A 12898-nucleotide genomic window follows, 5' to 3' on the forward strand; every position below is an offset into this window, starting at 1 on the left:
CCCCTGAAGAGCTCGCGTGCCCCCTGAAGAGGGGGCACGCGAGGTCAAGGTCACGCGCAGATCCGGTAGGTGTAGAAGTTCTCGTAGCGCGACAGGTAGAGGTGCCCGTCGGGGCCGAGCGCCAGGTTCGAGACCGGGTGGACGATCCGGGCGAACGCCATCGTCGCCGGATCGATCCGGTACGCCTTGCTCTGCACCTTGCCCCACAGGAAGCCCTGGTGGAAGACGAGGTGGGTGTCCAGCCAGACCTGGGTGGCGGTGGACCAGGGGTAGGACTGGTGCTGGACGGCCCTGACGGTCCGCCCGGTGGCCGGGTCCAGCTCGAACAGCGTGTCCGGGCTGAGCCCCCACAGCCGCCCGGCGCCGTCGAAGGTGATCGAGCCGAGCGCCAGGTCGCCGGCGACGGGCGTGGTCCGCCACAGCACCGAGTCCGTGGCGATGTCGTAGGCGAACGCCGCGGCCTCGCCCGCCGGCGTGCTGGTGCCGCCGAAGGCCGACGTGGCCCCGTAGACGACGCCGTCCCGGTAGGCCAGCCCGAGGATGCTGTGGCCCGGCACGATGTCCCGCTTGATCACGCTGCGCCCGGTGGCGGGGTCGAGCAGCCCCAGCACGCCGCCGTGGGTGCCGGCCTTGGGCACGGTGCCGAACGCCAGCCGGTCGCCCGCGGAGATCATCGCGAAGGGGCGGTCCTGCTCCTGGGCGCCGAGGTCGAGCAGGAGCCTGGGCGCCGTGCCGGTCCACTCGTAGATGCGGGCGCCGGGATAGACGCCGAGGTAGAGCCTGCCCTTGTGGGTGACGATGCCCTCGCTCTGGCCGACCTCGGGCCAGAACTCGGACTCGCCGGTGGCCGGGTCGTAGGCGGCCAGGCCGCCGGTGAAGAAGCCGCCCGCGTACAGGCGGCCGTCGGGGCCCGCGCCCATGGAGCGGACGGTGACGTGCAGGGGGGTCAGCGTGCTCTCGATCAGCTTGCCCCGCCCGGTCCTGCGGTCGAAGTGCCAGATGTGGCCGGTGGAGCTGGTGCCGACGAGCACGGGCCCGAGCCAGCCGAGCGGGCGGGCCGCGCCCCCGCCGTAACCGGTGAAGCCCAGCCGGGCGATCCTTCCTGAGCGGAGGTCGTACTTGACGAGCTCGTCGTTCCGGAACAGGTAGAGGTCGTGACCGTGCCGGCCGCCGCCCATGGTGAGGTTGTCCACGTCGGACACGACGTCCTTCCACTCGCGCGCGCGCAGGTCGTACACGCCCATGGGGTTGGCGCCCGTGGAGGTGGAGTAGCGGACCAGCAGGTAGCGGCCGGAGACGTGCACGTCGTAGGCGTAGCCGGTGCCCTCGATGGGCGGGTCGATCACGCGCCGCACCGTGCCGCCGCCGGGGGCGAGCACGGCGACCTTCATGCTGCGGGCGCCGACGCCGGCGTACACGGTGCCGTCCTCGCCCACGGCCAGGTCCCTGACGAGCTGGTCGCCCGGCACCGGGGTGCCCAGGTCGGTGAACGTCCCGGTGGCGACGTCGTGGCGGAAGAGCCTGCCCGTCGGCGAGGTGCCTCCGTACACGGCCGAGCCGTCGGGCGAGGTGGCCACCGACCAGATGTAGCTCTCGCCGGGGATGGCCATGCCGAGCTCGCTCACCTGGTCGGTGGACGGGTCGTAGCGGAACAGGCGGCCCATCGCGCCGGCGGTGCCGTTGTAGCCGCCCACGTACACGGAGTGGTCCGGGGCGACGGTGACGGCCCAGGAGCCCAGCGCGAGCGGCAGCGGACGCTCGGCGATCAGGCTCCCGTCCCGGGCGTCCCTGATCCCGAGCAGCGCCTGGCGGGACGCGGCGGAGGTGACGGAGTAGATCCGCGGGCCCTGCGGGTGCCCGGCGTCCAGCGCGGTGCCCGCCGTGGTGATGCCCTTGAGCGGGAGCGTGCCGAGGTTGCTGAAGCCGCAGCCCGTGGGTGGCGCTGCCGTGGTTTCGGCCTGGACCGGAGGCATGAGGCATAAGGCGACGAGGAGTATTGCTGCGATGACGCGCACGTGACCCTCCAACAGCGAGATAACGGACTTGACCGTAATTTGCCGGGCGCGTCCTGTCCAGAGACCGTCCTGCCGGGACGCGGTGGGCACGCGTCGATCGGCTTCGTTCTCGATCGATCACACGTGAACCCCGCCGGTTGCCCGATCGACTATGATCGGGTCGTGAGCGACACGCAGAGTGACGGACGCAGGCCCGTGTTCGCCGCCGAGCGCCGGCAGCGCATCCTGGAGCTGGTGCGTGCCAACGGCGCCGTGTCGCTGCGCGAGCTGGCCCAGGCGGTGCACTCCTCCGAGGTCACCGTCCGCCGTGACCTGCGCGCGCTGGAGTCGGAGGGCCTGCTCAACCGCCACCACGGCGGCGCCACCCTGCCCGGCGAGCTGTCGCGCGAGGCCGGTTACGCGCACAAGGTCTCGCTGGAGGCCGCCGAGAAGGCCGCCATCGCCGACCTGGCCGGCGCGCTCGTCGAGGACGGCGACGCCATCGTGATCGGCCCCGGCACCACCACGCAGGAGTTCGCCCGCCGCCTGACCAGGCACTCCGAGCTGGCCGTGGTCACCAACTCGCTGCTGGTCGCGCAGGTGCTGGCCGGCTCGCCGCGCATCGAGGTGATGCTGACCGGCGGCACGCTGCGCGGCCCGATCCTGGCCCTGGTGGGCAGCGCGGCCGAGCAGTCGCTGGCCGGGCTGCGCGTGCGCAGGGCCTTCATCTCGGGCAACGGCCTGAGCGCCGAGCGCGGCCTGTCCACCCCCAACATGCAGGTGGCGGGCGTCGACCGGGCGCTGGCGGCGGCGGCCGAGGAGGTCGTGGTGCTGGCCGACCACACCAAGGTCGGCGTCGACACCATGGTGCAGACGGTGCCGCCCGACCGCATCGACCACCTGGTCACCGACGACGCCGCGCCCCGCGACGTGCTCGACGATCTGAGCGCGCGCGGCGTGCGACTGCATGTCGCCCAGTTCTGATCGAATGTGACAAGCCCGTTACTGGAACGTTTCCTTTCTCGATCACGATCGAGGCGGAGGCAACCGTGCTACAGGTCGCTGGCGTTCTCAAGGCGTTCCAGGGTGTCACCGCCCTCGACCACGTCACCATGTCGGTGCGCGCCGGCGAGGTGCACGCCCTGGTCGGCGGGAACGGCGCGGGCAAGTCCACTCTCGTGAAGGTGCTGTCGGGCGTCCACCAGCCCGACGCGGGCGAGCTGCGCCTGCTCGGCGAGCCGGTCGGGTTCGCCGGGCCGGCCGACGCCAGGCGGGCCGGGATCGCCACGATCCACCAGGAGACGAACCTCGTCCCGACCATGAGCGTGGCCCGCAACCTGCTGCTCGGCAGGGAGCCGAGGGGCCGGCTCGGGCTGATCGACACGGCGGCCGTGCACGCCCGCGCCGAGGAGGTGCTGGCCGCGTACGGGCTGGAGGTGGACGTGCGCCGCCCGCTCGGGTCGCTGGGCGAGGGCGCCTGCCAGATCGTCGCGCTGGCGCGGGCCGCCTCCGCCGACGCCCGGCTGGTCATCATGGACGAGCCCACCACGGCGCTGGACCACGCCGAGCTGGAGACCCTGTTCGCCGCCGTCGCCCGGCTGCGCGAGCAGGGCCGCTCGGTCATCTACGTCACGCACCGCATGGAGGAGCTGTACGGGATCTGCGACCGCGTCACGGTGCTGCGCGAGGGCCGCGTCGTGCACACGGGCCCGCTGGCCGGGCTCGACCGGCTGCGGCTGGTCTCGCTCATGCTCGGCCGCCCCTTCCACCCGGTGCAGGCCGCGCCACAGGCGGGCGAGCCGGACGTGCCCGCCGACGCGCCGGTCCTGGAGGCCAAGGGCCTGACCCGCCACCACATGCTCGACGGGGTGTCGCTGGAGATGCGGGCCGGCGAGGTCGTCGGCCTGGGCGGCCTGCTCGGCGCCGGGCGCAGCGAGACCGCGCGCGCCATCGCGGGCGTGCTGCCGGTGGACGCGGGCCAGGTCACGGTGGCGGGCCGCTCGTCGGCACAGGCGCGCAAGTGGTCGATCAGGAGCGCCGTGCGCGCCGGGATCGGCCTGGTGCCGGAGAACAGGAAGACCGAGGGCATCGTGCCGACCCTGTCGGTGCGCGACAACATCGCCCTGGCCGCGCTGCCCCGCCTGTCGCGGGCGGGGATCGTGTCGGACACGCAGGTGGACAGCATCGTGGCGACGTTCATGCGGCGGCTGGGCATCAAGGCGGTCTCGCCCCGCCAGCCGGCCGGCGAGCTGTCGGGCGGCAACCAGCAGAAGGTGCTGCTGGCCAGGTGGCTGGCCATGCATCCGAAGGTGCTGCTGCTGGACGAGCCCACCAGGGGCGTGGACGTGGCGACCAAGCTGGAGATGCAGGCGCTGCTCGACGAGCTGGCCGTGGACGGCCTGGCCATCCTGCTGATCTCCTCGGACGTGGCCGAGCTGGTCGAGAACTGCGACAGCGTGGTCGTGCTCAGGGACGGCGCCATCACCGACCAGCTCACCGGCCCCGAGGTCACCGAGGACCGCCTGCTGACCGCCCTCGCCAGGGACTGACGCCCGGCCGACCCTCGGACGGACCGGCAGCGGGGCGCGGACGGCCGGCCGTCCGCGCCCGCGCGAGGTCAGCCGATGGTGAACCGACCCGTGAAGTTACCCCTGCGCACACCGCCCGCGAAGGCTCCGACGGAGCAGTCGAAGGCGCCGCGGACCAGCGAGGTCTCGAACTCGCCCGTGAACCGCTGCCCCTCGAACGGCCCCCTGGTCACGGTGCCGGACACCTGACCGGTGGCCAGCACCGAGCTGTCGACGGTGATGTCGACCTCGCTGGACTGCCCGCCGGGCTCCCACTGGATGGTGGCCGACCCGCTGCCGGTGCCGCCGCTGCTGGCCACGCAGCCCAGCTCGATGTCGTGCAGGTCGGCGGTGATGCGGGCCGAGCGGATGCCGGAGCCGCTGTGGTCGGCGCACGTCCGGCTGTCACCGCGGTAGCTGATCTGCTGGTTCATCGGCACGGCCTGGACGCCGGGGCTGAAGGACGTGCTGCCGGAGGCCTGGCAGGAGATCGAGACCGCCGCCTGGGCGCTGCCCGGCGTGACCGCCACGGCGACAGCGGCCAGGCCGAGGGCGGCGACGGCGGACAGGGTCTTGGTGAGGACGGACATAAGGGGGCTCCTCCCGGATGGGCAGGCGTGCGGGGGTTCAGCCGCGCTCACCTGCCACGAACGATGTTTCCTGCACCACCATCACGATTACTCTCAGCAATTACAAGGTAGCTTTCTGTTACCGATCGGGTTTCGACGACGGAGGGCGCCGATGGACTACGTGCTGCCCCTGCGCTGGGAGAACGACTCCGGCCTCGGCGAGCTGACCGCCTACCTGCGCGAGCTGCGCCGTCACGCGCGGGTCATCGTCGTGGACGGCTCACCCCAGGAGCTGTTCGAACGGCACGCCGCCGCCTGGCGCGGGCTGGCGGCGCACGTCCGGCCGGCTCGCGACCTGCGCTTCGCCAACGGCAAGGTCAACGGGGTGATCACCGGCCTGCGCCTGGCCACGGCCGAGCACGTCGTCATCGCCGACGACGACGTGCGCTACGACGGGTGCGCCCTGGCCAGGATGGACGCCCTGCTGGCCGGCGCCGACCTGGTCCGCCCGCAGAACCACTTCTCCCATTCCCCGTGGCACGCCCGCTGGGACACCGCCAGGACCCTGCTCAACCGCGCCTTCGGCGCCGACTACCCCGGCACGCTGGGCGTGCGCCGCTCATTCTTCGCCCGGATGGGCGGCTACGACGGGGATGTGCTGTTCGAGAACCTGGAGCTGATCCGCACCGTCCGCGCGCACGGCGGCAAGGAGCTGCGGCCCCTCGACCTCTACGTGCCGCGCCTGCCGCCCGGCGCCGCGCGCTTCTGGAGCCAGCGCGTCCGCCAGGCCTACGACGACCTGGCGCAGCCCGCGCGCATGGCGCTGTTCCTGTCCGTGCTGCCCGCCGTGGCCGGCTGCGTGCTGCGCCGCAGGTACGGCCCCGTGGCCGCCGGCGCGGGCGTGGCCGTGGCGCTCGCGGAGGTCGGGCGGCGCAGGGCGGGCGGCGGGCGCGTCTTCCCGCGCACCGCGGCGCTGTTCGCTCCCGTCTGGGTGCTGGAGCGGGCCACCTGCAGCTGGCTGGCCCTGGGGGCGGCGCTGTGCGGCGGCGTGCCGTACGCCGGGCGCAGGCTCCGGCGGGCGGCTCACTCCGTGCGGTGGCTGCGCCGGTCGGGCTCGCTGGCGGCGCGGAACCCGGCCGCCTTGTGCGAGCCGTCGCAGAAGGGCTTCTCCGACGAGAGGCCGCAGCGGCACAGCGCGACGGTGGCCCGGTCCGCGGGGATCGGCTCGCCGCCCTGAGTCACCAGCTCGAACGGCCCCCGCAGCAGCAGCGGGCCGTCCTCGCACGGCGTCACCGTCACCCTGTCATCCTCCCGATGCGACATGCTCCTCCCCCTTCCCCTCAGGAACACCCGTTCACCTGCGAGGTTGGCCCGCGAGCCGGACGGGTACCAGACTCCGTGGCCCCCGCCGTCAACGCGAGGAGCCGCCGTGCGCCGATCATCCGTCCCGTCCCGCTCCGGCGTGGGGGTGCGGTGATGGCCTCCCCGTTCGACCCGTCGGCCTACGGGCGGAGCATCTCCGACATCTACGACGAGACCGTGGAGCACCTGCCCACCGAGGCGACGGTGGAGCTGCTCCACCTGCTGGCGGACGGCGGGCCCGTGCTGGAGTTCGGCATCGGCACGGGGCGGCTGGCGCTGCCGCTGACCGCGCGCGGGGTGACGGTGGCCGGCATCGACGGCTCCCCCGACATGGTGGCCGTCCTGCGGGCCAAGCCGGGCGGCGAGCACCTCCAGGTGGCCGTGGGCGACTTCGCCACCACGAGGGTCGACGGGCTGTTCAGCCTGGTCGCGCTCACCACGAACACGATCTTCGCGTTGCCCTCGCAGGACGCGCAGGTCGCCTGCTTCCGCAACGCGGCCGCCCACCTGCGGCCGGGCGGGAGGTTCGTGGTGGAGGCGTGGGTGCCCGACCCCGCGGCCTTCCACCGCGGCGCCTCGCTGCGGCTGCTGGCCCTCGGCCATGACGTGGTGGTCGCGGAGGCGGCCAGGATCTCGCCCGCCGAGCAGCTCATGGCCACCACGAAGGTGCGGCTGACCGCCGAGGGGGTGCGGCTGCTGCCCGCCAACCATCGCTACGCCTGGCCGGCGGAGCTCGACCTGATGGGGCGGCTGGCGGGGATGGAGCGGGAGCACCGGTGGTCCGACTGGAACAGGACGCCGTTCGCCGACGACAGCCGGACCCACGTCACCGTCTACCGCCTCCCACCCGGCTGACCGCCTCCCGGCAGCCGCCCGTCCTCTCGCCACCGGCCGGCCTGGCCTGCTAGCGGCCGGTCCGGGCGGTCGCGGGCCGGCCGGACTCGGCTGCGGGCGGGGCGGGGCGGGCCTCGGTGCAGGGCTCGGCGCGGGGCTCGGCGCGGTTCGCGTCCGGCGGCCCGGCCAGCGAGGTGGCCCCGCGTTCCCAGCAGGCCAGCACGTGCCCCGCCCACCGGCGCTCCAGCTCCAGCGCGCACGCGGCGCCGTACAGGACGTCTCCGGCGAGGGACGGGTGGGCGGCGGCGAAGCCGGCGCACAGGTCGTGGGCCGCGATCTGCTCGTGCACCGCGTCGGCCTGCACGTGCTCGTCGTAGAAGCGGACGGTGCCGGCGTCGCCACCGAGCCGGCGCAGCCCGTCGCCGTAGCGGCGGTTCGGCAGGGAGGAGGTCATCTCCAGCGCGGCCAGGTGCCCGGCCAGGGCGCCGCGCAGCCGCCGGTGCAGGCCGAACAGGGACATGACGTTGGAGATCGCGAGCGTGACGCCCGGCACCCGGTCCAGGTAGGCGCCGTAGGAGTCGTCCAGGCCGAGGCCGCGCATGGTGGCGCGGAACAGCTCGGAGTGCATGCGCTCGCGGCGGCCACCGCCGTACTCGTCGGCCTGGATCTCCACCAGCGCGGCTTTCGGCCCGCCCGCCAGCCGGGGGATCGCCCAGGTGTGCGGGTCGGCCTCCTTCAGGTGGTAGATCGACCGGTGGATGACGAACTCCCTGAACTGGCGCAGGTCGGCCCTGCGTGCCAGGAACCCGGACAGCGACGGGCCGTCGTCCGCGGCGACCAGCTCGTTGAGCGCGCGCCGCACCCCCTGCGGGCCGTCGAGGTACGGGCGCGGCACGGCGCGTGCGAGCGCCTCCTCGAACCGCCGCTCCAGCACCGCCCTGGCGGCCAGCAGCGCCGGATCCCACTCCCAGCGGTCGTCCACGTCGTCGAAGCCCTGGTAGTGCAGCTCGTAGCAGGCGAACAAGGCGAGCTGGAAGTCGCAGTCGGCCAGGACGGCTCCGGCGCGGTCCAGGAGCGGCCCCGCCGCATCCGGTCCCGCCGCATCCGGTCCCGCCGCATCCGGTCCCGCCGCATCCGGTCCCGCCGCATCCGGTCCCGCCGCACCCGGCCGCGCCGCACCCGGCGGTAGGGCGTCCGGCCGGTGCAGGTGAGGGAGCGTCGCGTCCAGCAGCGCCGGGTCCAGCGGAGGCGGCCGGTCCTCCGGTGGGCGGGTCAGCCGGGCGAAGAGCATCGCGGTGACGGGCCCGCGCGCCGCCGGGAGCCTCATGGCGGGCCCCCGCCCGCCGCCGGCTCCCCCGCGCGGCCGCGCCCGTCCCCGGCAACAGCCGTTCTCACGAGTGGCCCCCCTTCTCGCACCCAGCGAGTGCCCGCGATCAGGCGGCGCAAACCCGCTGGTCAGGCGGGGCGCGGCTAGTAGACCGAGATGTGCGGGTGGTCGTAGTGGTTGGCCGTCGCGCCGCCGCGGTCGGACATGGTGCGCCACCCGCCGGTCCTGACGTGCCAGATGCGCTGACGGTAGATCACGTACATGATCCCCAGCCGCTTGGCGTTCTTGATCGCCCAGGCGGAGATCTGGTCGCCGCGCCTCTGCTCGGCCGCGGACGGGAACGCGCCGCCCCGGCTCAGCATGAAGTCGCAGGCCCGCCCGAGCGGGTGCTCGCCGCCGTCCTGGATCGCGCGGTAGCACCCGATCCCGTACGGCACCTCGAACCTCTCCTGGATGAGCTTCTTGACCAGCGCCATCCGGGGCGTGATGTTGTCGGCCCCCTGGGGCAGCTGCGGGACCCAGGTGCCGTCGGGCCGCCGGATCCCGGGGGCCGTGTAGAGCTGGTCGATCCTGTCCTTGATCTTCTCGATCTGCTTCTCGGCCTTCTCCTTGCGCTCCTCCAGGTCACCGACCGTGCCCTCCAGCTCCTCGGCGCGGTCGGCGGCCTCCTGCTCGGCCCGCCCGCGGGCGTCCCTGACCTCGGCGTAGCCGCGGAGCATGGCCTCTTCCTCGTCGATCACGTGCTGGGTCAGCGCCATCCGGCTGAGCAGCGTGGCGGGGTCCTGGTCGCCGGCGAGCAGGTCCATCGGGCCGGGGTCGCCGCCGACGTAGCGGGCGACGGCCATGGAGCGCAGCTCGGTGGAGTGCCGGTCGTAGACCTCCTGGGCCGCGGCCAGCTTCTCCTTGGCCGCCTTCTCGGCCCGCTCCGCCTTCTGGTGGGCGAGGCGGCTGTTGTAGTACTCGGTGATGAGCTTGTCGGAGTCCTTCTGCAGCGTCGTCAGCTCCTTCTTGAGCTGCTTGACGGTGGGCTTGGGCTCGGCCCGCGCCGGAGCGGCGGCGAGCAGCAGCATCGCGGCGACCGCGACGGCGCAGCCGCGGCGCAGCCCGGCGGCGCAGGCCCGGGCAGGGCGCAACCGGACGGCGGAGGACGCAACCGCCACGCTTCTCCTTAGCCCGAGCCGCAGGGCGGATTCCGGTCATGAAGTAATCAGACCGGCGGAATGCCCTCTATTCGACGCACGATAGTAGAGGATCACCCATCCTTGCGCGCAACTTCGGCTATTTCCGCTTCGCGGCTTCTGCGTACTCTGCGGGCCACGATCTGCCGGCCGGCCAGCGCCGAGCCGGGCACCACGATCAGGCCCAGCAGGCTGGAGCCGACCCCCAGTCCGACGTCGGCGTCCACCAGCCCGTCGCCGTCGCCGCCGAGCACCGGCAGGCCGAGCGACACGCTGACCGAGATCGAGATGAGCGGTTCCTTCGGCCTGGTGGGGGCGGGCTCGGGGTCGGGGGCGCGGGTCGTCGGGGCCTGGGTGGTGGCGGGCGGGTTCTCGCCGTTGCCCGGAGGGTCGCCGGGCGGGTCGTCGTCCGGGGGCGAGGTGGCGGGCGGACGGGTGCTCGGCGCGGGCGCGCCGGTCCCCGTCGGCTGGCCCGTCGGCTGGCCCGTCGGCTCCCGGGTCGGCTCGCGGGTCGGCTCGCGCGTGGGCTCACGGGTGGACGGCCCGCCGGTGGGCTGCCCGGTCCCGGACGGCCCACCGGGGGTGGGCGCGAAGGTCGGCGGCGCGCCGTACGTGAGGGGCGGCGTCACCACGATCGGCTCGCCCGACGTGGGGACCGGCTCCTCCGGCGTCGGCGAGCCCGGCACTGTGGTGGGCGGCAGGGTGGACGGCAGGGCGGGCGGCAGGGTGGACGGTCCGAAGGACGGCGGGGCGGAGGCGGCGGGCGGCAGGGCCGTCCCGCTCTCCTGCCCGGGCCCGCCGCCCAGGATCACGAACGCCGACACCACCGCCGCCGCGGTCGTCATGACCAGCCCGCCGGTCACCGCCAGCTTGCCGACGGGCGAGAGCGTGTTGTGGAACATGCTGGTGGCGCCGCCCGCGTCGGCGGTCGCCTGCGGCCTGGGCAGCAGCGCGGCCAGCGGCAGGGTCAGGATGCCGAGCCCGGTCCGCCCGCGCAGCTCCCAGTCGTTCCCGTACACGCCGCGCGCCGCCTCCTCCAGCTCCTCCAGGAACGCCTCCGCCGATTCGGGCCGGTCCGCCGGGTCCTTGGCCAGGCCGTGCTCGACCAGCGGGCGCAGCGGCTCCTCGACGTCCTCCATCGGGGGCGGCACGTGCTGGTGCTGGTAGGCCAGGGCGGCTACGTTCTCGGCGTGGAAGGCGCGGTGGCCGGTCAGGCACTCGTAGAAGACCAGGGCGGCGGCGTACACGTCGGTCTGCGGCCCGGCGGGGGCGTCGTCCCACTGCTCGGGGGCCATGTAGGAGGGGGTGCCCGACAGCTCGGCGGTCTCGCCGACGTGCGCGGCCACGCCGAAGTCGACGAGCTTGCTGTCGCCGTCCTGGGTGATCATGACATTCTCGGGCTTGAAGTCGCGGTGCACGACGCCGTGCCGGTGCGCTTCGGCCAGGCCGAGCAGCGCGCCCTTCAGCACGGCGAGGGCGGCCTCGGCGCCGGTCGCGCCCTCGTGCTCCAGCAGCCGCCGCAGCGTGACGCCCTCCACCAGCTCCATGACGATGACGGCGTCGTCGCCGGACTCCAGGTAGTCGAGCACGCGGGCGGTGTGCGGGCTGTCGATCTCGCGGATCACCAGGGCCTCGGAGCGGAACCTGGCGACGAAGGCGGTGTCCTCGCGTAACGGGTCGGATAAGTGCTTGATCGCGACGGCCATGCCGTCGGACTCGCGGACGGCGAGCATCACCCGGCCGGTCCCTCCATGGCCGAGCTCCCGGATCTCCGTGTAGCCGGGAACCTCCATGCGGGACCTCCTGAGCCGATAAAGATCCGTATGTCAGGACGCTATCCCGGCGTCACCGCCCGTGTCGAGGCCCTTCGCGCGAGTAACCGGCGCACTGTCGCAATCGGTATTCTCACTATCGCCGATAGTAGATTTGCGGCTCCGCGGAAACCGCGGTTCCGTCAGGCGGCGAGGCGGCCGGACAGCAGCGCGCGCACGTTGGCGGCGGCCGTGCGGCCGGCCCGGTTGGCGCCGATCGTGCTGGCCGTGGGGCCGTAGCCGACGAGCTGGAGGCGGGGCTCCTTGACGACCTGGGTGCCGTCCACGCGGATGCCGCCGCCGGGCTCGCGCAGGCGCAGCGGGGCGAGGTGGTCGAGGGCCGCGCGGAAGCCGGTGGCCCAGACGATGGTGTCGGCGGCCAGGCGGGTGCCGTCGGCCCACGACACCCCGTCCTCCACGAGGCGCTCGAACATCGGCAGCCGGTTCAGCACGCCCTTCGCCATCGCCTCGCGGACGACGGCGCTGTAGGTGAGGCCGGTGACGCTGACGACGCTCTGGGGCGGCAGGCCCGCGCGCACGCGGGAGTCCACCCGGGCCACGGCCTCCCGCCTGGCGTCCAGGCCGAAGTCGTCGTCCCTGAAGACGGGCGGCCTGCGGGTGACCCAGAAGGTGGCGGCCGCCACCCCCGCCAGCTCGGACAGCACGTGCATCGCCGAGGCCCCGCCGCCCACCACGACCACGCCGCGCCCGGCGAACTCCTCCGGCCCCCGGTACGCGGCATAGTGCAGCTGCCGCCCCGCGAAGCGCGCGGCGCCCGGGTAGTACGGCCAGTACGGCCTGGTCCAGGTGCCTGTGGCGTTGATCACGGCTCTGGCCGCCCACTCCCCCGCGTCCGTCCCGACCGCCAGGCGCCCGGCCGCGCCCTCCCGTACGGCGGTGACCCTGACGGGGCGGATCACGCTCAGGCCGGTGCCGCTCTCGTACGCGGCGTAGTAGGCGGGCACCACCTCGGCGGCGGGCCGCCCGCCGTCCCCGCCGGCCTCCTGCTGCGGCACGCCGGGCAGGTCGAAGACACCGTGCACCTTCTCCATGGTGAGCGTGGGCGAGCGGTGGCGCCAGGCACCTCCCGCGCCCTGCCCGGCGTCCAGCACGACCGGCTCGATGCCGTACCGGCGCAGGAAGTAGGCGCTCGACAGCCCTGCCTGCCCGGCGCCGATGATCACGGCCTCGCTCAGCTCCACGACAGGCTGCAACCGTGATCGGCCGCCGCCTCTTCCCGCCTGGCGGCGGCCCGG

The 12898-nt window shown here is 73.9% G+C and carries 10 protein-coding genes and 1 pseudogene; 4 read left to right on the plus strand and 7 right to left on the minus strand.

The window, feature by feature from the left end:
• Positions 1 to 50: 50 nt before the first annotated feature.
• A complete protein-coding gene (locus tag HD597_RS28445; RefSeq protein WP_253745919.1) occupies positions 51 to 1973 on the minus strand; it encodes a ligand-binding sensor domain-containing protein in 1923 nt (640 codons plus the stop codon).
• 204 nt (positions 1974 to 2177) lie between these two features.
• Between HD597_RS28445 and HD597_RS28450 the strand changes: the two genes are divergently transcribed.
• The gene (locus HD597_RS28450) at positions 2178 to 2978 is read left to right on the plus strand and encodes a DeoR/GlpR family DNA-binding transcription regulator (protein WP_253745920.1); all 801 of its coding nucleotides are present in this window, start codon (positions 2178 to 2180) and stop codon (positions 2976 to 2978) included.
• Positions 2979 to 3043: 65 nt separating this feature from the next.
• Complete coding sequence (locus tag HD597_RS28455) at positions 3044 to 4543, plus strand: sugar ABC transporter ATP-binding protein (protein ID WP_253745921.1); 1500 nt, start codon at positions 3044 to 3046, stop codon at positions 4541 to 4543.
• A 68-nt stretch (positions 4544 to 4611) separates the two neighbouring features.
• Here HD597_RS28455 and HD597_RS28460 read toward each other — a convergent pair whose 3' ends face one another.
• Entirely contained in the window at positions 4612 to 5151 is a 540-nt protein-coding gene (locus tag HD597_RS28460) for a hypothetical protein (protein ID WP_253745922.1), read from the minus strand.
• Between the two features lie 151 nt (positions 5152 to 5302).
• On the opposite strand from HD597_RS28460, the gene HD597_RS28465 reads away from it, so the two are divergent.
• Positions 5303 to 6367 carry a glycosyltransferase family 2 protein gene (locus HD597_RS28465; RefSeq protein ID WP_253745923.1) on the plus strand — a complete coding sequence of 355 codons (1065 nt, stop codon included), beginning with the start codon at positions 5303 to 5305 and terminating at the stop codon, positions 6365 to 6367.
• Here the strand turns inward: HD597_RS28465 and HD597_RS66960 are convergent.
• A pseudogene (locus tag HD597_RS66960) lies at positions 6331 to 6453 on the minus strand (hypothetical protein); the annotation flags it as partial. The gene HD597_RS28465 and the pseudogene HD597_RS66960 sit on opposite strands and share 37 nt — an antisense overlap.
• 153 nt (positions 6454 to 6606) lie before the next feature.
• Here HD597_RS66960 and HD597_RS28470 point away from each other — a divergent pair.
• A complete protein-coding gene (locus HD597_RS28470) occupies positions 6607 to 7347 on the plus strand; it encodes a class I SAM-dependent DNA methyltransferase (RefSeq protein WP_253745924.1) in 741 nt (246 codons plus the stop codon).
• Positions 7348 to 7396: 49 nt separating this feature from the next.
• Here HD597_RS28470 and HD597_RS28475 read toward each other — a convergent pair whose 3' ends face one another.
• The 4 genes from HD597_RS28475 to HD597_RS28490 form a co-directional block, all read right to left on the minus strand.
• Positions 7397 to 8653, minus strand: a complete 1257-nt coding sequence (locus HD597_RS28475; RefSeq protein WP_253745925.1) for an iron-containing redox enzyme family protein — start codon at positions 8651 to 8653, stop codon at positions 7397 to 7399.
• 143 nt (positions 8654 to 8796) lie between these two features.
• Complete coding sequence (locus HD597_RS28480; protein WP_253745926.1) at positions 8797 to 9813, minus strand: coiled-coil domain-containing protein; 1017 nt, start codon at positions 9811 to 9813, stop codon at positions 8797 to 8799.
• A gap of 92 nt (positions 9814 to 9905) precedes the next feature.
• On the minus strand, positions 9906 to 11624 hold the full coding sequence (locus tag HD597_RS28485) for a serine/threonine-protein kinase (protein ID WP_253745927.1): 1719 nt from the start codon (positions 11622 to 11624) through the stop codon (positions 9906 to 9908).
• A gap of 161 nt (positions 11625 to 11785) precedes the next feature.
• On the minus strand, positions 11786 to 12844 hold the full coding sequence (locus HD597_RS28490; protein WP_253745928.1) for an NAD(P)-binding domain-containing protein: 1059 nt from the start codon (positions 12842 to 12844) through the stop codon (positions 11786 to 11788).
• Positions 12845 to 12898 lie beyond the last annotated feature (54 nt).

Source organism: Nonomuraea thailandensis, assembly GCF_024172165.1.
In the GTDB taxonomy this organism is placed as follows: domain Bacteria; phylum Actinomycetota; class Actinomycetes; order Streptosporangiales; family Streptosporangiaceae; genus Nonomuraea; species Nonomuraea thailandensis.

Coding starts and splice junctions, on each gene's coding strand:
- HD597_RS28460 (WP_253745922.1), bottom strand. CDS start 5,151: ATGTCCGTCCTCACCAAGACCCTGTCCGCCGTCGCCGCCCTCGGCCTG.
- HD597_RS28475 (WP_253745925.1), bottom strand. CDS start 8,653: ATGAGGCTCCCGGCGGCGCGCGGGCCCGTCACCGCGATGCTCTTCGCC.
- HD597_RS28485 (WP_253745927.1), bottom strand. CDS start 11,624: ATGGAGGTTCCCGGCTACACGGAGATCCGGGAGCTCGGCCATGGAGGG.
- HD597_RS28465 (WP_253745923.1), top strand. CDS start 5,303: ATGGACTACGTGCTGCCCCTGCGCTGGGAGAACGACTCCGGCCTCGGC.
- HD597_RS28470 (WP_253745924.1), top strand. CDS start 6,607: ATGGCCTCCCCGTTCGACCCGTCGGCCTACGGGCGGAGCATCTCCGAC.
- HD597_RS28445 (WP_253745919.1), bottom strand. CDS start 1,973: ATGCCTCCGGTCCAGGCCGAAACCACGGCAGCGCCACCCACGGGCTGC.